This window comes from Xenorhabdus budapestensis (assembly GCF_017743015.1).
GTDB classification, from domain to species: domain Bacteria; phylum Pseudomonadota; class Gammaproteobacteria; order Enterobacterales; family Enterobacteriaceae; genus Xenorhabdus; species Xenorhabdus budapestensis.
This window is the reverse complement of the sequence record NZ_CP072455.1, coordinates 1917084-1941286: the sequence shown is the minus strand read 5'-3', so window position 1 is coordinate 1941286 and position 24203 is coordinate 1917084. Positions and strand designations below refer to the sequence as shown.

19 protein-coding genes, 2 pseudogenes and 1 riboswitch are annotated in these 24203 nt (G+C 41.0%); of the genes and pseudogenes, 8 read left to right on the top strand and 13 right to left on the bottom strand.

The window, feature by feature from the left end:
• The first annotated feature begins 1 nt into the window (after window position 1).
• The 6 genes from HGO23_RS08815 (at window position 2) to mntP (ending at window position 6158) form a co-directional block, all read left to right on the top strand.
• Entirely contained in the window at window positions 2-1366 is a 1365-nt protein-coding gene (locus HGO23_RS08815) for an L-serine ammonia-lyase (protein WP_099134689.1), read from the top strand.
• A gap of 615 nt (window positions 1367-1981) precedes the next feature.
• A complete protein-coding gene (gene manX, locus HGO23_RS08810) occupies window positions 1982-2932 on the top strand; it encodes a PTS mannose transporter subunit IIAB (protein ID WP_416778690.1) in 951 nt (316 codons plus the stop codon).
• A gap of 83 nt (window positions 2933-3015) precedes the next feature.
• Window positions 3016-3813: a PTS mannose/fructose/sorbose transporter subunit IIC gene (locus HGO23_RS08805; protein WP_209028586.1), complete on the top strand. Its 798-nt coding sequence runs from the start codon at window positions 3016-3018 to the stop codon at window positions 3811-3813.
• 13 nt (window positions 3814-3826) lie between these two features.
• On the top strand, window positions 3827-4684 hold the full coding sequence (locus HGO23_RS08800; protein ID WP_099134692.1) for a PTS mannose transporter subunit IID: 858 nt from the start codon (window positions 3827-3829) through the stop codon (window positions 4682-4684).
• Between the two features lie 97 nt (window positions 4685-4781).
• A complete protein-coding gene (locus HGO23_RS08795; RefSeq protein ID WP_099134693.1) occupies window positions 4782-5240 on the top strand; it encodes a DUF986 family protein in 459 nt (152 codons plus the stop codon).
• 149 nt (window positions 5241-5389) lie between these two features.
• A riboswitch (yybP-ykoY riboswitch) is annotated at window positions 5390-5523 on the top strand.
• Window positions 5524-5570: 47 nt separating this feature from the next.
• A complete protein-coding gene (gene mntP / locus HGO23_RS08790) occupies window positions 5571-6158 on the top strand; it encodes a manganese efflux pump MntP (protein ID WP_209028585.1) in 588 nt (195 codons plus the stop codon).
• Window positions 6159-6970: 812 nt separating this feature from the next.
• On the opposite strand, the gene HGO23_RS08785 is transcribed toward mntP, so the two are convergent.
• From HGO23_RS08785 to guaB, 11 genes are all read right to left on the bottom strand, one after another.
• Window positions 6971-7708, bottom strand: coding sequence for a class I SAM-dependent DNA methyltransferase (locus HGO23_RS08785; protein ID WP_099134695.1), 738 nt, complete (start codon window positions 7706-7708; stop codon window positions 6971-6973).
• A 568-nt stretch (window positions 7709-8276) separates the two neighbouring features.
• Window positions 8277-8944 (bottom strand): IS1 family transposase gene (locus tag HGO23_RS08780; RefSeq protein ID WP_209028584.1). Its coding sequence is split into 2 segments (ribosomal slippage): window positions 8277-8689 and window positions 8689-8944, totalling 669 coding nucleotides; the frame shifts between segments, so codons are not numbered across the junction.
• A 98-nt stretch (window positions 8945-9042) separates the two neighbouring features.
• Window positions 9043-9858, bottom strand: a complete 816-nt coding sequence (gene rlmA, locus HGO23_RS08775) for a 23S rRNA (guanine(745)-N(1))-methyltransferase (protein WP_209028583.1) — start codon at window positions 9856-9858, stop codon at window positions 9043-9045.
• A gap of 238 nt (window positions 9859-10096) precedes the next feature.
• A complete protein-coding gene (uhpC, locus tag HGO23_RS08770; protein ID WP_209028582.1) occupies window positions 10097-11425 on the bottom strand; it encodes an MFS transporter in 1329 nt (442 codons plus the stop codon).
• Between the two features lie 9 nt (window positions 11426-11434).
• Window positions 11435-12958, bottom strand: a complete 1524-nt coding sequence (uhpB, locus tag HGO23_RS08765) for a signal transduction histidine-protein kinase/phosphatase UhpB (RefSeq protein ID WP_209028581.1) — start codon at window positions 12956-12958, stop codon at window positions 11435-11437.
• Entirely contained in the window at window positions 12958-13566 is a 609-nt protein-coding gene (uhpA, locus tag HGO23_RS08760; RefSeq protein WP_209028580.1) for a response regulator transcription factor UhpA, read from the bottom strand. Before uhpA ends, uhpB begins: the two co-directional genes overlap by 1 nt.
• A 139-nt stretch (window positions 13567-13705) precedes the next feature.
• Window positions 13706-15082: a hexose-6-phosphate:phosphate antiporter gene (gene uhpT, locus HGO23_RS08755; RefSeq protein ID WP_099134701.1), complete on the bottom strand. Its 1377-nt coding sequence runs from the start codon at window positions 15080-15082 to the stop codon at window positions 13706-13708.
• 275 nt (window positions 15083-15357) lie between these two features.
• Window positions 15358-16521 carry an AAA family ATPase gene (locus HGO23_RS08750; protein ID WP_209028579.1) on the bottom strand — a complete coding sequence of 388 codons (1164 nt, stop codon included), beginning with the start codon at window positions 16519-16521 and terminating at the stop codon, window positions 15358-15360.
• A gap of 144 nt (window positions 16522-16665) precedes the next feature.
• On the bottom strand, window positions 16666-17421 hold the full coding sequence (locus tag HGO23_RS08745) for an OB-fold protein (protein ID WP_209028578.1): 756 nt from the start codon (window positions 17419-17421) through the stop codon (window positions 16666-16668).
• Between the two features lie 346 nt (window positions 17422-17767).
• On the bottom strand, window positions 17768-19345 hold the full coding sequence (gene guaA, locus HGO23_RS08740; protein WP_209028577.1) for a glutamine-hydrolyzing GMP synthase: 1578 nt from the start codon (window positions 19343-19345) through the stop codon (window positions 17768-17770).
• An 82-nt stretch (window positions 19346-19427) separates the two neighbouring features.
• The gene (gene guaB, locus HGO23_RS08735; protein WP_099134705.1) at window positions 19428-20894 is read right to left on the bottom strand and encodes an IMP dehydrogenase; all 1467 of its coding nucleotides are present in this window, start codon (window positions 20892-20894) and stop codon (window positions 19428-19430) included.
• A 171-nt stretch (window positions 20895-21065) separates the two neighbouring features.
• On the opposite strand from guaB, the gene xseA reads away from it, so the two are divergent.
• Window positions 21066-22427 carry an exodeoxyribonuclease VII large subunit gene (gene xseA, locus HGO23_RS08730; protein ID WP_209028576.1) on the top strand — a complete coding sequence of 454 codons (1362 nt, stop codon included), beginning with the start codon at window positions 21066-21068 and terminating at the stop codon, window positions 22425-22427.
• 185 nt (window positions 22428-22612) lie between these two features.
• A pseudogene (locus HGO23_RS08725) lies at window positions 22613-22774 on the top strand (IS1 family transposase); the annotation flags it as partial.
• Between the two features lie 29 nt (window positions 22775-22803).
• On the opposite strand, the pseudogene HGO23_RS08720 reads toward HGO23_RS08725, so the two are convergent.
• Both HGO23_RS08720 and HGO23_RS08715 read right to left on the bottom strand, forming a co-directional pair.
• Window positions 22804-23283 (bottom strand): annotated as a pseudogene (locus tag HGO23_RS08720) (prolyl oligopeptidase family serine peptidase); the annotation flags it as partial.
• Window positions 23284-23356: 73 nt separating this feature from the next.
• The gene (locus HGO23_RS08715; protein WP_209028575.1) at window positions 23357-24160 is read right to left on the bottom strand and encodes an energy transducer TonB family protein; all 804 of its coding nucleotides are present in this window, start codon (window positions 24158-24160) and stop codon (window positions 23357-23359) included.
• Between the last annotated feature and the right edge of the window lie 43 nt (window positions 24161-24203).

The following is a 24203-nucleotide window of genomic DNA, read 5'->3' as shown; positions in this document are numbered from 1 at the left end:
CGTGATTAGCGTTTTCGACATGTTTAAGGTGGGTATCGGCCCATCCAGCTCTCATACTGTTGGCCCTATGAAAGCAGGAAAACAATTTGTCGATGATCTTGTAAACCAGGGGCTGATGTCCTCTATCACGCGTGTAGCTGTTGATGTGTACGGCTCACTTTCATTAACCGGGAAAGGTCATCATACGGATATCGCCATTATCATGGGGTTGGCCGGTAATATGCCCGCCACTGTTGATATTGATTCAATCCCTGGTTTTATTCGTGATGTTGAGCAAACTCAACGTTTGCCGCTGGCAAATGGTTTACATGAAGTCGATTTTCCTCGTGACGGAGGTATGAATTTCCGTAGCGATAACCTTTCATTGCATGAAAATGGTATGCAGATTCATGCATTTGCAGGTGAAAAAAAAGTTTACAGCAAAACTTACTACTCCATCGGTGGTGGTTTTATTGTTGATGAAGAACATTTCGGTAAGCCATCTCAGGATACCAAACCTGTGTCTTACCCATTCAGCTCTGCTGCTGATCTGTTGATGAATTGTAGCAAAACAGGGCTATCTATTTCTGGCTTGATGATGAAAAACGAGCTGGATTTGCATAACAAAGAAGAAATTGCTGAATATTTTGCGGATGTATGGGACACCATGCAGGCTTGTATTGAACGTGGTTTGAATACAGAAGGCATTTTACCTGGCCCTCTGCGTGTACCTCGTCGTGCAGCTGCTCTGCACCGTATGCTGACATCATCAAATCAACTGTCTAATGACCCAATGAATGTCGTTGATTTAGTCAATATGTTCGCTTTGGCGGTCAATGAAGAAAATGCTGCTGGTGGGCGTGTTGTTACCGCACCAACCAATGGCGCATGTGGGATCGTGCCGGCAGTATTGGCTTATTACAACTATTGTATCGAGCCTGTTACTCCTGAGTTGTACACACGCTACTTCCTGGCATCAGGCGCAATCGGCATTCTGTATAAGATGAATGCTTCCATTTCTGGAGCAGAAGTCGGCTGTCAGGGAGAAGTGGGGGTTGCCTGTTCAATGGCTGCGGCAGGTCTTGCAGAATTACTTGGAGCAAGTCCTGAACAAGTGTGCATCGCAGCCGAAATAGGCATGGAGCATAATCTTGGTTTGACTTGTGACCCTGTTGCCGGACAGGTACAGGTTCCATGTATTGAACGTAATGCCATTGCTTCAGTTAAAGCGATCAATGCTGCTCGTATGGCATTGCGCCGCACCAGCGAACCACGGGTTTCACTTGATAAAGTTATTGAAACTATGTACGAAACTGGTAAAGACATGAACGCGAAATACCGTGAAACATCACGTGGTGGTTTGGCAATAAAAGTACAGTGTGACTGATCAAACCTGTAACTTAATTAATATGTTCATAAGTTAAACTGTTACCTATTTTAGGTAAAATCTTACTTATCTAAAAAGATCCCTGCTACACAGTAGGGATTTTTTTTGGCTGAAACGGATCAATTGAGTACATTTTTTCTTCTTTCAAATCTAAAGTATCAAATTTTTTTATCTAAAAATTAATAAAATGTTACCGAAAACAGTTGCAAAAATCATTAAAACAAAAATTTAAAGGAAAATAAGTTACCTATTCGTGATAAGTAAAATAAAAATCTTATTTTAACCTCTCAAAATAGCCTATCTTGAATTTTCTGACTGATAGCAATTTTCTTAAATGCTTCCAATGATAATCTAATGACACATTTTCTTATGTAATTAAATACAAGCCATGAGAAATGGAATATTTGAGATGGATCCTCGATAAAACACGATGCTTGTAACTATCATATTCGTTAATAGCTGTCATGATTATTAATAGATATACCCTATGGATTTCAAAGCTGCATCTTGAAAGGCGACGGGGATAGTGCAACATATTGGAAGTATTGAATATGAGCTTGCAATAAATCCGAGTTCAATTGTTACAGAAGGGGAAAACAAGTGAGTATAGCCATTATGATTGGCACACACGGGGCTGCTGCGGAGCAACTGCTTCGCACCACAGAGATGTTGATTGGGGAACAAGAAAACGTTTCTTATATCGACTTTGTGCCCGGTGAAAATGCCGATACGTTATTCGAGAAATACAACAAGAAACTGGAGTTGCTTGATACAACACAAGGGGTCCTATTTTTTGTCGATACTTGGGGTGGCAGTCCATTTAATGCGGCGAACCGTATCGTAATGGACAAAGAAAACTACGAAATCATCACTGGCGTGAACATACCAATGCTGGTTGAAGCCTTTATGTGCCGTGATGATGATCCATCAATGGAAGAATTGGTTTCTGTTGCATTGGAAACAGGGAAAGAAGGTATTCGAGCCCTTAAAACAGAGCCAGCCAAAGAAGCTGATAAATCTGAACCGACCCAATCTGCAACCTCCATGACTTCCCAGATTACAGCACCTGTTGCTGGTGGTCACATGAAAATTGCCCTTGCTCGCATTGACGATCGTCTTATTCATGGTCAGGTTGCAACTCGCTGGACAAAAGAAACTAATGTTAAACGTATCATTGTAGTCAGTGATGAAGTAGCACAAGATACTGTACGTTCTACGTTATTAAAGCAGGTTGCACCTCCTGGTGTCAGTGCACATGTGATTGATATTGCCAAGTGTATCCGTGTTTACAATAACCCTAAATATGCCGGTGAACGCGTTATGCTGTTATTCACCAACCCTACTGATGTACTACGTATTGTAGAAGGCGGTGTTTCACTGGAATCTGTCAATATTGGCGGTATGGCTTTCAAACAAGGTAAAACCCAAATCAACAATGCTATCTCTGTTGATGCAACAGATATTAATGCTTTCGAAAAGCTGAATTCTCACGGTATCGAGCTTGAGGCACGCAAAGTTGCCAGCGATGCGCGCTTAAATATGATGGATTTGCTCAAAAAAGCTTAAAAAACAAAAACAGATATTTTTTTATTAACCATTACTCAATAACAAAATTCTTACCAAATTACATTTGGTTACAGGAGAAAACAATGGAAATTACCGTTGTTCAACTTTTATTGATATTCATCGTCGCCTGTATTGCGGGCATGGGCTCCATTCTTGATGAATTTCAATTCCACCGTCCATTAGTTGCTTGTACATTGATTGGTTTAGTACTTGGTGATATGAAAACCGGCATTATCATCGGCGGTACACTGGAAATGATCGCCCTGGGCTGGATGAACATCGGTGCAGCGATTGCTCCTGATGCAGCTCTGGCATCCATCATTTCAACCATTCTGGTTATCGCCGGTGGGCAAGATGTTGGTGCAGGTATCGCGCTGGCAATTCCATTGGCTGCTGCGGGCCAGGTTCTTACCATTATCGTCCGTACTATGACCGTCGGTTTCCAACACGCAGCGGATAAGGCTGCTGAAAATGGCAACCTGAGCGCTATCACTATCATTCACATTACTGCTTTAGTACTGCAAGCAATGCGGATTGCTTTGCCTGCACTGGTTGTTGCATTGTCTGTCGGAACCTCTGAAGTTCAGAACATGCTGAGCTCTATTCCAGAAGTTGTCACCACTGGCCTCAATATTGCTGGCGGTATGATCGTCGTTGTTGGTTATGCAATGGTAATTAACATGATGCGTGCTGGCTACCTGATGCCATTCTTCTATCTCGGTTTTGTGGCCGCTGTATATGTCCAAAACCTCGTTATACTCGGTGTCGTTGGCGCTGTTCTGGCAATCCTGTATATTCAACTCAGCCCTAAATACAACCAATCACAAACCGCTGCTCCTGCTGGTAATACCCCAAATAACCTTGATAACGAATTAGATTAAGAGGATGAACAATATGTCAGATTCAACAAACATGGGGCAGAAAAAACTGACACAAAGCGATATCCGTGGTGTCTTCCTACGCTCTAATTTATTACAGGGTTCATGGAACTTCGAACGTATGCAGGCATTGGGTTTCTGTTTCTCAATGGTCCCAGCCATTCGTCGTCTCTATCCCGAAAATACCGAAGAACGCAAACTGGCTATCAAACGCCATCTGGAGTTTTTCAATACACATCCTTATGTCGCTGCCCCAATTCTGGGCGTTACAATGGCGATGGAAGAACAACGAGCCAACGGAGCTAATATCGATGATGGTGCAATCAACGGTATTAAAGTCGGTTTAATGGGGCCATTGGCGGGTGTAGGTGATCCTATTTTCTGGGGAACTGTCCGTCCTGTTTTTGCCGCACTTGGAGCAGGAATTGCTATGAGTGGCAGCTTGCTTGGCCCTATTCTGTTTTTCTTTTTGTTCAACCTAGTGCGTTTATTGACCCGCTACTATGGTGTCGCATATGGCTATAAAAAAGGAATGGATATCGTTAAAGATATGGGTGGCGGTTTCCTGCAAAAGATGACAGAAGGAGCGTCAATCCTGGGACTATTCGTGATGGGAGCGTTGGTTAATAGCTGGACGAAAGTCAATATCCCACTTGTTATTTCCAAAGTACCTGATCCCGTAACAGGAGTAGAGAAAGTAACAACGGTTCAAACTATTCTTGACCAGTTGCTACCCGGTATTGCCCCGCTATTGCTGACCTTTGGCTGTATGTGGCTATTACGGAAAAAAGTAAACCCTCTATGGATCATTATTGGTTTCTTCGTAATCGGCATCATTGGTTATCATTTCGGTTTTCTGAGCTTAGTTAAATAGTTTTGTTAGAAAATTGATTTATTAAAAATATGGGGGAGGAAATTTTCTCCCCCGTTTATAAAAACAAGAGTTATCAGTTAGAAAATCAGAGGTGACAATGAGCCTGAATGACATCATATTGATGATTTCAATTTTATTAACGCTCGCTTTTGCTGTTTATGATGAAATTATCATCAACCATCTCAAAGGCAAGACTCTGTTAAACATAAAATTAAAAAGAAAACATCGAATTGATGCTTTAATATTTATCGTCTTAATTACTATCATTATTTACAATAACGTGGTAGCTCAAGGTACTCCACTAACGACTTATCTATTATCTTTTATCATTTTAGTAACAATATACCTTGGTTATATTCGCTCACCTAAACTCATATTCAAAGAAAAAGGCTTTTATTATTCCAACCGATTCTTTAATTATGACCAGATTAAAGCAATGAATTTATCTGAAGATGGTATTTTAATGATAGATTTTGAGTCAAATAAAATATATATTGCTGTAACAAAACCAGATGACTTAGAAAAAATTTATCAATTCCTGCTGAATAACAAATAACCCTTCCCTGATTCATATTAATATTAAATAAGGCTGCAACACTATATCAGCCTTATTTTCCACAAAAAATATAATGATAATTATTTTCAATTCATTATTTAACATATAGTAAAATATTTTTGCCTTTTATGCCAAATATGATATTGTCCACCCCAGTCATTGGGGAGTAGCCTGTTCCAGAAGACTTCTGGAAAATTCGTATCAACATACTCGTTTGCATAAAACGTGGTACGAATGCCAAATCGGTTGGCAAGACCATAGACACATAACATCACCATTGGTTGGGGGTGATTTATGTGTATGTGGAATCACCCAGCCAAGGTTATTTTAATGAATCTCTATACAACTCTTATTCTCGCATTAGCTCTATCCATGGATGCCTTCGCTGCTGCCGTAAGTAAAGGAGCAGCTCTGCGTCGCCCACATCTACGTGAAGCAATCCGTACTGGTCTTATTTTTGGTCTGGTTGAAGCCTGTACTCCTTTAATTGGCTGGTCTTTGGGGCTTTATACCAGCCAATATATTATGGAATGGGATCATTGGGTGGCATTCTCATTATTGTTTATCCTTGGTTGTCGGATGATTATCGAAAGTTTCAAACGTGAGCCGGAAACCACGGTTAAATCTATTCTCCCCCGTCGTTATAGTTCATTAACATTAATATTTACTGCCATTGCAACCAGTCTGGATGCAATGGCAATTGGTGTTGGTCTCGCCTTCTTACAGGTAAATATATTACATACTGCAATGGTCATCGGAATGATGACAATGATTATGGCTACTCTGGGAATGCTGATTGGACGCTATATCGGGCCATTATTAGGTAAACGTGCAGAGCTTATAGGTGGATTAGTATTAATTGCGATTGGTTTTAATATATTATTTGAGCATCTAAAATTATTTATGTATGCCTCTTGATTCCTCCCTGCATCATTCCCCACTGGCAAGTGCAAGTCTGCACTGCAGATAAATGCTACGGACGTCGTTGACATCGACGTTCGTTCTATATTACAGATGTAATCAAGTGACAGAGACTTTCTGTCATATCCGTTTACACAGTGCCCAAATACCTTCCACAGATTACTTCGCTATCGGGTTGCAATACTTAGTCATTATATATCTCTAACTCTCACATTCATTGAATATAATATTTCACTTTGACTCATCATATTATAATTTCGATCCAAAGTAGCCAAACTAATTATTCCCAAGAGCATAATTTATTACTAAGAAATATTTTCATTATCAGAAATCGCCTTTACATAATACAAAATAGCTCAGGAGTTATTATGCATAAATCAGAATCAGCGACAGAAGTAACCAACATAACCACCAGTGATAATCCTTGGGATAATGTCGATCATGTTACATCGATTGTCATTGGTGCGGGTACAAGTGCTTTGTTGTAACGGGTAGTTATGTTAAAGGAGATGCGTGGGGTCGAGGTATATCGGTTGAAATTAGATCAAAAGAAGAGTTTTTAATTGTTGTTCACGACTCGGCTGGACATTGGTCATATGCACAGGTGCAATATATAGCTATCGGATATTAGTCCTACAGAGATGCATTCCATCCGCTCGAATTGAGATAGCATTATATTGATTCGGGTTCGTAGCCTATAAGTGTGTGAAATTGATGAGAAAGATTAGATTATCAGTGCGTTGCAAGGCACTGGCAGGGAGATGGTAGGGGCTTAAGGATAATCCCCCGGATCACGGGGGATTATTTTGTTAAAACTGACAAACAAGAGCTGTATCAAGGCAATTTCGTTGATAATCATCCCAAAAACCCGGAGGATAATTCTCAATATCGCTTTTTAACAGCATTGGTTTTTGCCATATAAATTGTTTGAACCCTGCCTTTTGGATCGCTGCTTGATATTGTTCACGGCTCCAACAATACACAGTACAAGGGCTGGGTGGTGTGGTAAGAAATTCAGCTCTCAGCAGAGTTGTGTCTTTCACGGGCTCTTCACTCAGAATTTTTATACAATAATTTTCATAATTCCCTTTTTCTAATCGATAATCAGGTTCAACGGTATAAGCAATCAATTTACCGGAAGGCTTGAGGTGAGCGGCAATAACACGGAACATAGTTTCAAGATCTTCAATAGATTCTGCATGGCAGAATAGCCAGGCTGCGTTGACTATATCAAATTTGCCAAATGACTCCATCTTGCAGACATCACTTACGTGAAATTCGATATCGTCACCGTATTGTTGTGATTTGCTTTTCGCAATGGCTATCATGTTATCTGATATATCGACTCCAATGACTTTTGAAGCGCCACGATTCCTGTATTCTCGACTAAAGAGACCATATCCACAGGCTAAATCTAACACGGATTTCCCTTGTATATCCCCCGCCAGATTGAAGATGGTTCTGATTTCTACTTTGATATGGGCGGCAGTATCTGAAAAGCTCTCGTAAAGATGTGCAATAGGGTCATATAAAGTGTCATCTTTCATGTTTTTTATCCTTAGCTAAAGGCCAAAGTATTTTATTTATTGAAGAGGTATATTATTTAGTATGAATTTAATAATTACTGAAAGTCTTTCTCTTTTATATATTAATATGTCAATGATGAATTAGATATTATTTTTTATGTTGGTTAATTTTCGGATAAATATGAAGAAGTCAATAAATATAAAACGCCTATGATATGTTTTGTGGAAACTATCATTCCTGTAATGATTAAGTAAAATGCTTCTTTTAATAAGCTGGTAAATGCAGACCCTGAATATGAATGCCAGAATGTTTACAAAACTGATTGAGCATATGTGTTTTTCTTTTGGAAATCGTGACACTTGCATAATGTCCAGAGCAGGCCCACTAGGGTGAAGAGTGACGCCAAAACAAAGAGAGAAGTGTAATTCACTTTAGTGACTATTATCCCACCTGGTATTGAACAGATGATAGCAATACTTATAGGCACTGTTGCAAATAGCCGATGGTAGTAAAATAGGCTCCCATTTTTCCGAAGGAGCGGCGTATGAATCCTTTTCATGGTCATGTATTAAATAGTTAGATTGAATATCAAAAATAGTACTCACGCTCAATAAAAGTCCCTATCACCTTATCGTGCATTTCTTCGGATTTTGAATAACTGATAGTTTTTCTATTCAGTCTTTTTACTCGAGTACGCTGAGTAAACGTCTTTCCAGTCAGGTGATCTTCCTCGGGAAGGTTATCATAAACAACATAATCATCTGTGCAGTAAAACCGAATATTAAAGGGCGATAAGAGAGCAAGTAGCTTGTCTAACGTTTTTCTACTGCGATCGCCAAAAACATGGGCCACTATCCGTTTTAGGCGGGGCTTCCAAGCATACCAAAGCCAGCGTTGATTTTTCTTGTTCCCCACAAATGACCATTGCTCGTCTATTTCACCGATAAGCTGAATGTTATTTCCATCAAGGGGCAGCGTCGTTACGTTTCGGGGCGTGAGGTTTTTAACGTTTTCATGACGGTGGCTGTTGCGACTTTCAGGATTCGAGCGGTGTCACGAATTCCCCCGTTATTCATCGCTATGTCGACAATCTGCTCTTTAACGCCGGGTTTGCAGGCTTGATAAGTGTATTCCAACTGAAAAACCTTACAGCAGGTATAGCAACGATAACGAGGATGTCCGCCATTCCCTTTTCCATGTCCTTTGACCTGTTCTGATTTGTGACAATAACGGCAATAGACGTCAACTTTGACCATGCTTTACCCTTAAAAGGCGGGAAGCATATCACAACAACTAACTATTTAATACATGACCATATATCAATCAAAAAAACGAACTGTTGAAGGAAAATAAATTAAATATGACGATAAACTTTCAGTGTAAAATCAACTTCACACTTAAATGATTGCTTAGCCATCAAATTGCATTTGACCTCTTCAGAAGCCCGCCAGGCAAACGGCGTCATCTGTAATAAATGATAGGATTGCTCCCCATCCAATCGCATTTCATACGCCAGAGTTTCCGCCGAAACTAACTCGAAACCTTCCAGTTGTTCAGTATTCTCAGGATGCAGATGAACTTCCTGATAGATTAATTCTTTCAATTGATATAAATGACGCGGGCCAGGTGTAACAGTCAGGACAATTCCTTCTGATTTTACTACTCTGGATAATTCCGCCGCTTTGCAAGGAGCATAAATTCGCAAAATCCCATCAAGGGAGCTATCCGCAAACGGTAATTGATGGCTGGATGCCACACAAAAGCTGACATCCGGGTAACGTTTAGCACCATAACGAACGGCGATTTTCGCCACATCCAAGCCATACACAGTAATATGCCGTTTAAGGTTCAACGCCTTTTGTACCGATGCAGTGTAATAACCTTCTCCGCAACCAATATCCAGCAATGCCTCAGCTCGTTCAGGTAAAAGACGATCAAATAATTCAATGACTTTTTGTTGTAGTGTCTGATAATAACCTGCTTGTAAAAACGCCCTTCTCGCCTGCATCATCTCAACACTATCACCCGGTTCTTTTGAACGTTTATGCTGAACTGGTAGCAAGTTAACATAACCTTCTTTTGCACAATCAAACTGATGATTCTTTTCACAGCGCCATTGGTGATGAGAAAACAACAGTGGCAAATGACATAACGGGCATTGATAAGACATAACATTCCGATGGGATAAAAGACAGAACAAGAACCTACTATACCATGTTTCGTTTAGCATGTTTTTATAAAACCAGGGTGATATCGGATTGACTGCTAAGATTTCATTAGCTGAAGGAATGAAGGTAATTAAAACAGAGAGAAAAGAATATGTATCGGGTAAATACGATTGTGAAATATGGGAATTAACCAAGGAAGATTGGTGTAACCGACAAGAGATCACACCTCAGTGAGAGCAGTTAACTCTGCTCCCTTTGCTGAGGAAATTGGGCTTGCAAAAAAGGCAATAATAATAAGCCAATCATGACAGCACAAACAGAAATAGTAATAAATAAGCCTGTCCAATGGTAATTTTCTAAAATAATCGCAAAAGGATAGCCACCAAGTGCTGCACCAGTATAAGCAAAAAGGCCAACAAATCCTGTTGCTGTACCGGCAGAATTTTTATGCGAACACTCTGCTGCTGCCATACCAATCAATAATTGTGGACCAAAAACAAAAAAACCAATGGCAAAAAAACCGAACGATTGGAACACTAAATCGGTCACGGGCATCAACCATAAAGCTGCCACTGATAAAAAAATCCCTATTGAAAACATTAAATTAATAGGACTACGATTGCCGCCGAACAACTTATCGGAACCCCAACCAGCAACCAATGAACCCATAAATCCTCCAACCTCAAAAAGTGACACGACAAAATTTGCACTCACTAAATCATAATGATGATATTCAGTCAGATAAAGATTTCCCCAATCGTTGATAACCGTGCGAACGATGTAAACCAACACATAGCTACAGGAAAGTAACCAAATGTATTTATTGCGGAAAACGTAGGTCCTCAATATTTCTCTGGTACTTAACCCTTTCCCCTGATTCTCATGCTTTTTTTCCAAAAAATCATTACGATACTGACCAATAGTCGGCAATCCCATTGAAGTCGGTTTATCACGTAATCGCCAGCACAGTAATATTCCACCCAAGATCCCCAGACAACCCGGCACAATAAACCCTTCCCGCCAACTAAAATTCCAGGTCAAATAACCAACAAAAAGTGCAACTAATGCGCTTCCAACATGATGCGAAGTATTCCATAGTGCCCACCAAAACCCGCGTTCTGAACGTGAATACCAAGTAGTGAGTAATTTAACACATGAGGGAGAAGCCCATCCCTGAAACCAGGCATTCAATATCCATAGACAGGTAAACATAACTATGGAGCTAGACAGACCGAAAAAAATATTAATAATTCCTGTCGCAATAAGTCCAATTCCCATAAAGTAACGCGTATTAGAACAATCAGAGAGAATACCAGAAATAAACTTAGAACAGCCGTAGGTAATATAAAACAACGTGCCAATCAAGCCGATCTCACCTTTATCAAGACCCAAATCACTAATCATGGCAGGCATGGCATAATTGAAACTTTTACGGGTGAAGTAAAACAGTGCATAACCCACATACAGGCTCAACATAATATGAAAACGCCAGTAACAATATTGTTCCCGGATTTCTACAGCAGACAAATTAGTTGGATTTATTGGCTTAGGTTGAGAAAAAACTATCATGACCATTTCTTAAAGTTTGGGCAAAATGATCGATAAATCCGTACCAGTGCGAGTCGAATCATCCTGCTGTTTTTCGCTATGAATTGAGAAATTACCACCGAGTGCCTGTACACGTTCACGCATACCGCGTAAGCCAAATCCCTTCGTATGATCTTCTATTTTACAGCCAATACCATTGTCTTTGATCAATAAACGGATCATTTCTTTAATGGAGAAATGCAATTTAATACTGTCGGCTTGGGAATACTTTAGCGCATTATTCAATGCTTCCTGACAAAGACGATATAACGTAGCTTTCGTCGCATCACTTAATTGTTCTATAACGGTATCGGAGTCAACCTCCCATTGAATTTCGACTGATATTCCCAGAGCTTCAAATTCCATATCCCGTAACAATTGTTCAATAGCTTCTTTCAGTCCTAAATCATCAAGTATCTTAGGACGTAAGCGGCTCAATAACATTTTAGTGGTATCATAAATATTAAGGGATAATAATTCGATGGTCTTGGCACAATTAACAATAGTTGAAGTTACCTCAACACGTTGAATAATATTTGCTTGTGTGCGAATAGCTGTAATATTTTGACCTATTTCATCATGCAGCTCTCTGGCAATCTCTCGTCTCACCGATTCCTCTGCTTTCACCAATTGGCGTGACAAACTGTGATTACGATGCAACTCTCTCTTTAACTGTGTATTGAGATCACGCTGACGCTGAACCGCCATACCAAGCAGTATTCCTGTCAAAGTTTGCGCCAAAAGTGATAACAGCAAATCGGTAATTTCCATATTGGAAACATCACCACGGGCGGCAATTAACGCAACACTGTTAAGTAAAGTACCGAGCAAAGCCCCCTGCCAACCATACCGAAAGGCCAGCAAAATAATCGGAATTGCGAGACAAAACGGCGCAAAGTAATGTAACTCACTGGGTATCCAGATTTGAAGAAAGATGTTCAATATAAATAGCAGACTATAAAAAACTATCTGATTCCAATGAAAACGAATTGGATAAGCAAGGATATTGGCAGTCAACGGTAACCAGACATTCTGGAATAAATAGTGCCAGACTAGGTAACACAAAGGAACCAACATGACACCTCCAGTTAAGCTCACCAGAAGTGCGATAGTTAAAGCCGGATTATGGCTAATAACGGACATAACATTAATGATTGAAGTCACTACAATCACAAGTGCCATAACAGCCAATCGTTGCCATTGATTACCCCGGTAATAACGGCCGGCAATCCAAACAATAGGAAGGCTCACTACGCTGGCAGTTAACACGGTAAGCCATTGAAGCTGCCCAATTAACAGAGCCAAACCAATAGTAAGTAGCCATTCTGTACCATATAATGCCGGTAAATACCGTTTGGGAATATGCAAAGCGATGCCAAGACGCAGAGCAAATGGAAAAAATAAAATAGCCAGCTCTAAATCATGAACAAAATAGTAGGCTATCACCCACAAACAGAACCACCAGCAAGAAAACAATAACCCGCCGCAAAACGAATTGATCAGGTATCGATACATTAGAGATCATTAGAAGCAAAATAATTCGCTAAACCCACGTTATTTGTCACACCCAATTTACTCATCGCATTCGCCCGATGAACATGGATCGTTTTATGACTCAAGCCTAACTCAACCGCCACCTCTTTAACGTCCATCCCTCTGGCAAGCATTTCAGCTACTTGCCTTTCCCTCTTAGTTAAATGTTGCAGCGAAGCGGGATTATTTTTTGATGAGGTCAATTTAAGCACAATATCCGGTGTGAAATAGCAACCATTATTCGCAATGGTACGTACAGCCTGTACCAATTCATCCGGGCTACAACGTTTACTGAGATAACTACGAGCTCCCGCCTTTAACGCACTTTCCACCATTGTGACTGAATCGTGGACACTCAGCATTATGCAGCCAATACCGGAAGGAACATCTCGCAATAATGAAAGCCCACTTTCCTCTGCCATTGAGATATCAAGAATACAGACCATTGCTCCCGATCCAGGAAGCCCATGCCTTGCTTCGGCACATGAACTGAATTCACCAACAACCTTGATATCAGGTTCTAAACTCAATAACTGGGCAAAACCAGAACGTACCACTACATGGTCATCGACTAATGCTACTTTAATCATCGTTATTTATTATCAGATCAGAAAAACCACATAAATTACTCTCATTAATATAGCTGTGCAATAAACTGGGAACGGATACGTTTCGCCCAAAGACGCTACTGTGGATGAAACAGTAGCGTCAGAACATCTTCTATAGAATTTACTGTAATTTTCTGCTACTTCGGATTTTTCGCTCTTCAGCTATGGCAACAAAAACAAGTAAACCGATACAAATAAATGCAGAAATATCAAGTGCGGCAAAAGTGCCTTTCCATCCCGTTAAACCAAAAATAGGCACACCATCAGCAATCATCCCCAGGCCCAATTTAGCAAAGCTGTCACCGATTAAATATGCAAAAGTACCTTTAACACCATCTGCAACACTGATTGCCTTTTTCGGTACAAAGCCAACGGCTGCCACACCAATCAACAATTGTGGGCCAAATACCAAAAAACCAAGTACAAACAGGGAGCCTAAATACATAAATTCACTGGTTGCATGTTGATAGAATTCAAGACTGACAATGATTAAGCCTAATGAAATACATGCGACCAGAGCACGACGACCATTTGCTAAATCTGATAAATAACCCCACATTAGCGTTCCCACTAACGCGCCGACTTCAAACATGGTAAAACCAGAAATCGCAATCTCTTTTGAGTGCCCTAACTCCTGATATGCATATACCGTTGACCATTGGTCAATACCAATCCGCACGATATAAAGAAAAATATTGGCAAAGCAGAGAAGCCAAATCACCTGGTTTTTCAGGACATATTCAACAAAGATCTCACGCTTGGTCATTTTGTTTTCTTCTGCCGCAATATCTTCTTCGCTGACCTTCTCACCAAACAATTCTTCAACTTTACCCAAACCGTAACTTTCCGGTGAGTCGCTACCGTAACGTAAGCCAATAAAACCGATGATCAACGCAATGATAGAAGGGAAAATAAACATCCCTATCACGTGACCGTCAAACAAATAGTTAGCCCCAAACAATGCAACCCCCGCAGCGCCTGCACCACCAACATTATGTGACATATTCCACAGCCCAAGATAAGTTCCGCGCTTACTGCGGGGTGTCCATTTGGTAATGGTGGAATAGCTTGCCGGACCTCCTATACTCTGAAAAAAACCACTCAAAGCATAGAATGCTACCATCAAGAAAACACTGATGCCTGAACTGCCCATACTCATACTGAAACCAAGCATAGCAAGACCAGACAAGATCAACATAAATGGCAAGAATTGCTTGGTATTCTTTCCATCAGCATAGTAAGCGACTAAGGTTTTACCAACACCATATGTAATAGAAAAACCCAACCCTATCAGACCAAGCTGTGTCATCGACAAACCATAAGTGGAAACCATATCATTCTGGGCAATATTAAAGTTCTTTCGCACCAGGTACATAGCCATATAACCAATAAAAACCACCAAATACGACTGTATAAAGGGCTTAAACCACATTTTGCGGCGTACTTCGATTGGTAAATCCAACGTCGGTTGACGGACTTGTTCAAGAATTTTAAGCATGTGAAATCCTCAGATAACCACGATAAAAAGAGCCTTTTTAATGCAAGTAGAAATTCAAAAAGGTGGATCGCTGAAACGCGAAATTCTTCGTAGGAATTGTTATTACCGACAGTGTAGGGAAGTGATAAAAAGTTGGATTGAGCTATAGTCTTAGTTTAACTAGGAATATTTCCTAGTTTTAGGTTTTTCTACTGTAAAGCGTGAAAAAAGTCACAATCTCTGCCAGGTAAGGAGTGATGGTAAATACTGAAAAGTGCGGTCCAGAAAACAAGTTATTAATTCTTATCTGACCAACGCCATAAAGGTTCTTCCAGAATATTTATATCAGTAACATGGGTTTCACCAAGTTGCTTTTTGAGTTGAATAGATTGACAGTGTGAAGATTGCTTTAGTGCTGCAATCAAAACTGGTGAATGTGAAATAACCCATACCTGTGTTTGACTGGATGCCTTTATAATCAATTTAGCTAATGAAGGCAAAAGTTCTGGATGGAGACTGGTTTCTGGTTCGTTCAATACCATCATTGACGGTGGACGTGGAGTCAGTAATGCCGCGATCCACAATAAATAACGCAATGTTCCGTCTGACAATTCCGCACCAGAAAGAGGACGCATTAAACCATGTTGCTGAAACTGTATAGTAAACAGTCCTTCTGTGGAACGAGAAATTGCTACCGAAGCGCCTGGGAAAGCATCATCAACGGACTCATCCAGTAATTGTGTGTCACCAATTTCACGAATTGTTTGCAACGCAGCAGCCAGATCACGTCCATCATGATGCAATACAGGAGTTCGTGTTCCAACCTGTGCTTTACGAGCCGGAGCATCGCTATCAGTACGGAAATGATCATAGAAACGCCAACCACGAATAAATTCGCGCATGTGAAAAACTTCCGGGGCAGTTAAAGGATCAGCCAGTTGATCAAACATACTGGTAAAATTGTTAATGTGTTCTGAAGCGATTTGCCATCTTCGCCCTTCCCGAACCCGGATGATCGAACCTTTGCGCTCGACCAGTAAACCAGCCGGGTGATAGCATTCTCCACCCCAAATGCCCTCTTGTTTAATTTCAGGATCTAACGCAAAAGCAGACTGTGACGGTTCAGGCAAACCGAGGGAAATAGAATAACCAAATGAATCTGTCGCAAACCCGAGGCGTAATCGCTTTACCTCTTTTCTCACTCCTCCCTGCATTGCTCCTCCCGCACGTGCTATTCTCGAAAAAGTTTCCGGCCCTGCCCAAAATGCAGAATCCAGCCCACCTTCAAGTGCCAGAGAATTAACAACACCGCCTTGTGCTGTCTCAGATAGTAAGCGCAGCGCACGGTATAAATTAGATTTACCGCTACCGTTTGCTCCTGTAATCACATTAAGGGGACCAAGTGCGATGCGAAGATCGCGAATAGAACGATAATTATTGATAGCTAGTGTTGAAATCATAGTGTTCCAAATGCAAATTATTGGGGGAAATTCACCATATCAGATTTCAACCGCTGTGTATGAGAGCCAGTCAGTATAAGTTTACGATAATCAGTTGAAGGCATAATATCCATAATGATCCTGATCGCTCTAATCGAGGTTCGTTTATTTTTGATTATCCAACATTTTTCTATACTGTTCTATTTGATCTTTGTTTTCTGCTGCAAACTTTTTCCACTTTGGATTATTTGCTTGTTGCAAGCAATATATATCAATTTTCTTACAAATAGAGAAGTTGTTAGTTGATAAACTAACTAATTTTGTTAACGCTACTATAGCAACAACTTTTTTATTAGATTCATCCCTATCACCATTAATTGCCTTATTAATTTGGAATACCAGAGATTGGGTTACTTGCTCTTTCGCGCTGCGTTCTGGTATACAATCCTCTACAACAGGCTCACCAACGACCGTCCCAACCACTTCACATGCTAGGGTGATCTTTTGCCCTTTGTGTAACTCAAGGGCATAATCTTGAAAGTTATTACCTAATGCTGCGTGCACAGTATCTAAGAAACTGCCAGCACTTAATGCAATAAATGACTTACCATCAGAAGGATAATTATTTATACTTTTAACCTTTCCAGAAATAATGACTTTTTTATATTTTAATTCTCTGTTTGCTCTTACTTCATTCTCATAATATTTTTTGTATAAGTCTCTTACAGTTATGTATTTACATTCATAATTACCGGATACCTTACCGCCAGAAAATAACTTATTGACATCATTATCAACCAAAGATTTCGCAAACTTCGCTTCATTCTCAGTAAAAGGAATAATTTTACTGCTTGCCAAAGCCATTTGCCAAAATAACAAAGAGGCAATAACAATACCTGTTAACATCACTTTTTTATTCATAATAAACTACCTAATGTGAATATGATAAAGTCCATTTTTTGGGTGGGATTTAATTCACATTACATTGAATGATAGTCGCTGTAAAATATAATATTTAATTATTATTATCACTATATACGTTATTGTTAACTAACAAAGCACATAGAAAAAATGCATGAATCAATAATGAGGTCTTTTTTAACGTCTCACATAGCCTCTGACTATAACGATATTTTGCCACCCTGCTATAAAGCATTTTACGATACCGACAAAAATAACATGCTGGTATGGTGTGATTTGGTGAGACATGGAGATGAAAAGACCCTGAAATCAGGGTCTTAATTAGAGAATCATGGTGGTTTGGTGATTATTCCCACTCGATTGTTGCTGGTGGTTTACCGCTGATATCATAAACAACTCGCGATATGCCATTGACCTCATTAATGATACGGTTTGATACGCGACCCAGGAAATCATATGGTAGATGTGCCCAATGCGCGGTCATAAAGTCAATGGTTTCTACTGCACGCAGAGATACAACCCAGTCATATTTACGGCCATCTCCCATTACGCCAACAGAACGAACTGGCAGGAATACGGTGAATGCCTGACTGACTTTATTATACAGATCCGCCTTATGCAGTTCTTCAATAAAGATAGCATCAGCACGACGCAGCAAGTCACAGTATTCTTTTTTTACTTCACCCAATACGCGAACACCAAGACCTGGCCCTGGGAATGGGTGGCGATACAGCATGTCATATGGCAGGCCCAGTTCCAAGCCAATGCGACGAACTTCGTCTTTAAATAGCTCTTTCAGTGGCTCAACCAGACCCAGTGTCATATCTTCCGGCAAACCACCTACATTGTGGTGAGATTTGATCACATGCGCGTTACCCGTCGCAGAAGCCGCAGATTCAATAACGTCTGGATAAATCGTGCCTTGTGCCAGCCACTTGACCTGAGTTTGTTTTGCAGCTTCTTCGTCAAATAGATCAATAAACACGTGACCAATAGTTTTACGTTTAGCTTCAGGATCATCAATGCCCGCCAGCGCAGAAAGGAAGCGATCTTCCGCTTTAACATGGACAATGTTCAGGTCAAATTTACCCGCAAACATTTCCATAACCTGATCTGCTTCATTCAGACGCAGCAGTCCGTTGTCTACAAATACACAAGTCAGACGCTTACCAATTGCGCGGTTCAGCAACAGTGCAGTTACAGAAGAATCAACACCACCAGACAGCGCCAGAATAACGTGATCATCGCCAATCTGTGCACGCAGACGTTCTACGATATCATTAATAATGGAAGCGGGCGTCCACAGCGCTTCACATTGACAAATATCCAGCACAAAACGTTTCAGGATATTCAAGCCTTGATGAGTATGAGTCACTTCCGGATGGAATTGCACACCATAAAAACGTTTTTTATCATTTGCTATGATAGCAAATGGGCAGCTATCCGTGCTGGCTACAGTTGTGAAACCTTCGGGAATAGCTGTTACTTTATCACCATGGCTCATCCACACATCCAGTACTGGCGTACCTGATTCATTCAGTGCATCCTGAATACCACGGAACAACTCACTGTCACCGTTGATCTCAACCTGAGCATAACCGAACTCACGCTCATTAGAATCAGAAACTTCTCCACCCAGTTGCATGGACATGGTTTGCATACCATAGCAAATCCCCAATACTGGCACGCCTGCGTTGAAGACATACTCTGGTGCACGTGGACTGTCATTTTCAGTTGTGCTTTCCGGGCCACCAGAAAGGATAATACCGTTCGGGTTAAATGCGCGGATTTGTTCTTCAGTGACATTCCATGTCCAAAGTTCACAATAAACACCAAGTTCACGAATACGGCGGGCAATTAGCTGCGTATATTGCGAGCCAAAATCAAGGATCAGAATGCGATGTTGATGGATATTAGTTGTCATTCGAGGTGAATTCCCAAAACAAGTGGCAATTAAAAAAATAAAAGTCAGTGACCCGCAATTGCGGGTCACCTTAATAAATAAATTACAAACCTAAACGATAGTTCGGTGATTCTTTGATAATAGTCACGTCATGGACGTGGCTTTCCTGAATACCGGCACCACTGATGCGAACAAATTCTGCTTTAGTTCTCAGTTCACCAATCGTGGCACAACCCGTCAATCCCATGCAGGATCGCAAACCACCCATTTGCTGGTGAACGATATTCTTCAGCAGTCCTTTATAAGCAACACGGCCTTCGATACCTTCTGGCACCAATTTGTCAGCCGCATTATCGGTCTGAAAGTAACGATCAGAAGAGCCTTTGGACATCGCACCCAAAGAACCCATTCCGCGATAAGATTTGAATGAACGGCCCTGGTAAAGTTCGATTTCACCCGGAGATTCTTCTGTACCAGCCAGCATTGAACCTACCATCACACAAGATGCACCCGCAGCAATGGCTTTGGCAATGTCACCTGAGAAACGGATACCACCGTCAGCAATTACTGGAATTCCAATTCCTTCCAGTGCTTCCACTGCATCAGCGATTGCAGTAATTTGCGGAACACCAACACCAGTAACGATACGAGTAGTACAGATAGAGCCTGGGCCAATACCTACTTTAACTGCGTTCACACCTGCTTCCACCAGCGCTTTGGCACCTTCACCAGTCGCTACGTTACCACCAATAATTTGCAGATTAGGATACTTGGCACGAGTTTCGCGGATACGTTGCAAAACACCTTCTGAATGACCATGGGATGAGTCAATCAACAGCACGTCTACACCCGCAGCAACCAGTGCATCAACACGCTCTTCGTTGCCCGCACCGGCACCAACCGCAGCACCAACCCGCAGACGACCTTGTTCATCTTTACAGGCATTCGGTTTACGTTCTGCTTTCTGGAAATCTTTCACAGTAATCATGCCGAGCAAATGGAAGCTGTCATCAACAACCAACGCTTTTTCAACACGCTTTTCGTGCATTTTCTGCAATACTACTTCGCGAGCTTCACCTTCTTTTACAGTCACCAAACGCTCTTTTGGCGTCATAACTGCTGTAACAGGCAGATCCAAGTCAGTCACAAAACGGACATCACGACCAGTAATGATACCCACCAACTCATTCGCTTCTGTCACTACCGGGTAACCTGCGAAACCATTACGTTCAGTCAGTTCATTGACTGCACGTAATGTCGTTTGTGGTGTTACAGCTACAGGATTGGTTACAACACCACTTTCATGCTTTTTCACGCGACTGACTTCTTCAGCCTGACGCTCGATAGACATGTTTTTATGAATGAAGCCAATTCCCCCTTCCTGTGCAAGTGCAATAGCCAGAGCAGATTCCGTCACGGTATCCATTGCCGCAGAGAGCATAGGCACGTTCAGGCGAATAGTAGATGTTAATTGTGTGGATAGATCTGCTGTATTAGGCAGAATTGTAGAGTGGGCAGGAACCAACAAAACGTCGTCAAAAGTTAATGCTTCTTTTTTAATTCGTAACATGGGCAATATCTCACCAAACTATGTGGCAATAAGGGATAAAATATTGCCGCGGCATTATACAGGCCGTAATCGGCCGCCTCCAGCATTTTCTGAAAAAATTTCTTGATTAGTGATTATGAGTAGTTATTATCAGTCAATTAAGTCCTTGTTTTAAAATTTGATCTAGCTCACATGTCACTGCCAACCAACACTGGAGTTTTTTCTGTTAGTCGTCTGAATCAGACGGTCCGTCAGCTATTGGAGCTGGAAATGGGTAGAATTTGGCTAAGTGCTGAAATTTCTAACTTTTCCCAACCTTCATCCGGGCACTGGTATTTCACGCTGAAAGATGAGCGGGCGCAAATCCGGGCAGCTATGTTCCGTAGTTACAATCTACGGGCGGCATTCCGACCACAAAATGGTCAGCAAGTATTAGTCAGAGCACAAATCACCCTGTATGAGCCACGTGGTGATTATCAGTTGATAGTAGAAAGCATCCAACCTGCTGGTGACGGGTTACTGCAACAGCAATTTGAAGTATTGAAACAAAAACTCTCCACAGAAGGATTGTTCGAGCAGATCTATAAAAAACCACTACCCTCGCCAGCTAAACGCCTTGGAGTGATCACTTCAGCCAGTGGCGCAGCATTGCACGATATTCTGAATATTCTGAAACGTCGTGATCCTTCTTTGCCCATTATTATTTATCCGACTGCGGTTCAGGGGGCAGAAGCTCCATTGCAGATTATTCGGGCTATTGAGCTGGCAAATACCCGACAAGAATGTGATGTTTTGATTGTCGGGCGTGGTGGCGGTTCGTTGGAGGATTTGTGGTGTTTCAATGACGAACAGGTAGCACGTGCGATATTTCAGAGCCAAATTCCTATCGTCAGTGCGGTTGGACATGAAATCGATGTCACAATTGCAGATTTTGTGGCTGATTTGCGTGCTCCCACTCCTTCTGCGGCGGCAGAATTGGTTAGCCGTAATCAAATTGAATTGTTGAGGCAAGTTCAGTCCCTGCAACAACGTCTCGAAATGGCGATGGATTACTTTTTTGCCCAAAAGCAGCGGATTTTTAATGGATTACAACATCGGCTCCAACAACAACGGCCTGATTTGCGGTTGGCACGTCAACAGAATCGTTTATCTGAATTACGTCAAAAATTGGTCGATGGTTTATTACGTTGCCTGAAACAGAATTCAATTTCCTATGAAAAATTAAATAAAAGACTGTTACAAAATAGCCCTGAGCAAGAGATCCGGCATTATAGCCAACATATTCAACAATATGATTTTCGGCTAAGACAGGCAATAGAACGACAATTATCTCGTTATAAAGAGAGATTTGCGGTTTCCTGTTCACACATGGAGGCCGTAAGCCCGTTAGCAACGTTGAGTCGTGGTTATAGTATCAGTGAAACCCCAGATGGGAAGTTGTTGAAGCAGGTTAAACAGGTCAAAGTTGGGGATTCGCTGAAAACCCGGTTGCAGGATGGCTGGGTTGAGAGTCAGGTGACGTTGGTGAAAAAAACCAGCAAAAGAAAAAAATAAATTCGGATAATTTTAATCTAATGAGGGGCTTATTGTTAATAATAAGCCCCTGTTTGTTTTTTTACTTTATCACTTGATGAATGATATTCTTATTCTACACTTAATTACATAATGTAATTATTCAAATAGGTAATAACTATATTAGTTGGAACAAGCACAATTTGGTCATGTATTAAATAGTTAGTTATTGTGATATGCTTCCCGAGGAAGATCACCTGACTGGAAAGACATTTACTCAGCGTACTCGAGTAAAAAGACTGAATAGAAAAACTATCAGTTATTCAAAATCCGAAGAAATGCACGATAAGGTGATAGAGACTTTTATTGAGCGTGAGTACCATTTTTGATATTCAATCTAACTATTTAATACATGACCCCACTTTGCAGGCTCCCAATATTGTACCTGAGAATCATGTAAACCCGTTGTCACTAATAAATGAGGGTAACGCTGGTGTTTAATATTATCGTAAGGGCTATAAGCTTTAATACGGAAATAAACTTCCTTATTATTTGGATTATCCCTCTCGTCATATTCACCTGTCGTTAAAGGAATAGATGGATCAAGCATGGTAGTCGCAGCATCAACAAAAGGAACTTTAGCGATCATACCACGGTATAACTCCGGTGCCTGATTAATCACCGCACCCATCAGTAAGCCGCCTGCACTGCCACCTTCCGCATAAACACGCTTACTGTCACCATATCCATCAGCAATTAATGTCTTAGTCGCATCAATAAAATCGTGGAAACTGTTCATTTTATTTTCGAGCTTACCTTGCAGATACCAGTTCCGGCCTAAATCGCCACCACCACGTATGTGCACCAAAGCATAAACAAAACCACGATCCTTTTTGTTAGCACGGCTTTTTTGGTTCTTGGTGAAAACACCGTTTTATACTGTGACATGCCATTCGTCCTATTTTTTATTGTTATTGAGATAAAGTGAAATCAATTGGCAATTCAACTGTAACACTGCCATTGGTTAAAATAACATCAGGTGGAGCCGGTAAAGGCTGTGCCCTTTCCAATACAAGCCTTGCTTCCCTGTCAAGTGAGTTCGTCCCAGAACGTCTTACTAATTCACTGTCTATCACTGCACCAAATTGATTAACTGTGAATTTCACCATTGGACGCCCTGTCCGTTTTCTTCTCTGGGCATCCGCCGGATATCTTTTATAACGGTTTAAATGACCACTAACCTCAGCCTGCCAGACTGCTTTTGCATCAGCAACTGCATCCGAGTTACTTTCATAAGAGGCGGCTGTTCGGGAAGTAACATTATCCGCTGTGGTGCTACTGGTTGTTGGCGCTGAACTACTCTGGGATTTTTCACTTTCCTGCTCTTTTGCTTTCACTCGCTTAACAGGTTGGGCTTTTTTAGGTACATCCTGCTCTTTTTGTTTCTTCTTTGGCTTATGAACTAAAATCTGTGCTTCTTCATTCACCGCCAATTTGGGCATATTGATTTCATCAACCTTGCTTTCCTGCTGATGGCTGGCAACAGATAATAATTGTTCAATACCAATCGGCTGTTTTTCGACCTTATGTATTGCTTCTGTCTGTAGCGATACTTCCATCATAACCGCAGGTGGAGGCAAAAATTCCTCAAGATCAAGATCCTTCGGTTTATAAATCAACCATCCGACCAATAAGGCATGAAGTGTGATAGCAGCGAGAAAGGATTTTGTCACGTGACCAACGTGAGTGGTTTGATACGTTGTATACGTCAACATTTTTATAGCACATTATGTCAAAGATAAATTTAGAGAATGATAA

What these genes read in the sequence shown, in the direction of transcription:
- manX (WP_416778690.1), top strand. Translation starts at nt 1,982, where the DNA reads ATGATTGGCACACACGGGGCTGCTGCGGAGCAACTGCTTCGCACCACA.
- HGO23_RS08805 (WP_209028586.1), top strand. Translation starts at nt 3,016, where the DNA reads ATGGAAATTACCGTTGTTCAACTTTTATTGATATTCATCGTCGCCTGT.
- HGO23_RS08800 (WP_099134692.1), top strand. Translation starts at nt 3,827, where the DNA reads ATGTCAGATTCAACAAACATGGGGCAGAAAAAACTGACACAAAGCGAT.
- HGO23_RS08795 (WP_099134693.1), top strand. Translation starts at nt 4,782, where the DNA reads ATGAGCCTGAATGACATCATATTGATGATTTCAATTTTATTAACGCTC.
- mntP (WP_209028585.1), top strand. Translation starts at nt 5,571, where the DNA reads ATGAATCTCTATACAACTCTTATTCTCGCATTAGCTCTATCCATGGAT.
- HGO23_RS08785 (WP_099134695.1), bottom strand. Translation starts at nt 7,708, where the DNA reads ATGAAAGATGACACTTTATATGACCCTATTGCACATCTTTACGAGAGC.
- rlmA (WP_209028583.1), bottom strand. Translation starts at nt 9,858, where the DNA reads ATGTCTTATCAATGCCCGTTATGTCATTTGCCACTGTTGTTTTCTCAT.
- uhpC (WP_209028582.1), bottom strand. Translation starts at nt 11,425, where the DNA reads ATGATAGTTTTTTCTCAACCTAAGCCAATAAATCCAACTAATTTGTCT.
- uhpB (WP_209028581.1), bottom strand. Translation starts at nt 12,958, where the DNA reads ATGTATCGATACCTGATCAATTCGTTTTGCGGCGGGTTATTGTTTTCT.
- uhpA (WP_209028580.1), bottom strand. Translation starts at nt 13,566, where the DNA reads ATGATTAAAGTAGCATTAGTCGATGACCATGTAGTGGTACGTTCTGGT.
- uhpT (WP_099134701.1), bottom strand. Translation starts at nt 15,082, where the DNA reads ATGCTTAAAATTCTTGAACAAGTCCGTCAACCGACGTTGGATTTACCA.
- HGO23_RS08750 (WP_209028579.1), bottom strand. Translation starts at nt 16,521, where the DNA reads ATGATTTCAACACTAGCTATCAATAATTATCGTTCTATTCGCGATCTT.
- HGO23_RS08745 (WP_209028578.1), bottom strand. Translation starts at nt 17,421, where the DNA reads ATGAATAAAAAAGTGATGTTAACAGGTATTGTTATTGCCTCTTTGTTA.
- guaA (WP_209028577.1), bottom strand. Translation starts at nt 19,345, where the DNA reads ATGACAACTAATATCCATCAACATCGCATTCTGATCCTTGATTTTGGC.
- guaB (WP_099134705.1), bottom strand. Translation starts at nt 20,894, where the DNA reads ATGTTACGAATTAAAAAAGAAGCATTAACTTTTGACGACGTTTTGTTG.
- xseA (WP_209028576.1), top strand. Translation starts at nt 21,066, where the DNA reads ATGTCACTGCCAACCAACACTGGAGTTTTTTCTGTTAGTCGTCTGAAT.
- HGO23_RS08715 (WP_209028575.1), bottom strand. Translation starts at nt 24,160, where the DNA reads ATGTTGACGTATACAACGTATCAAACCACTCACGTTGGTCACGTGACA.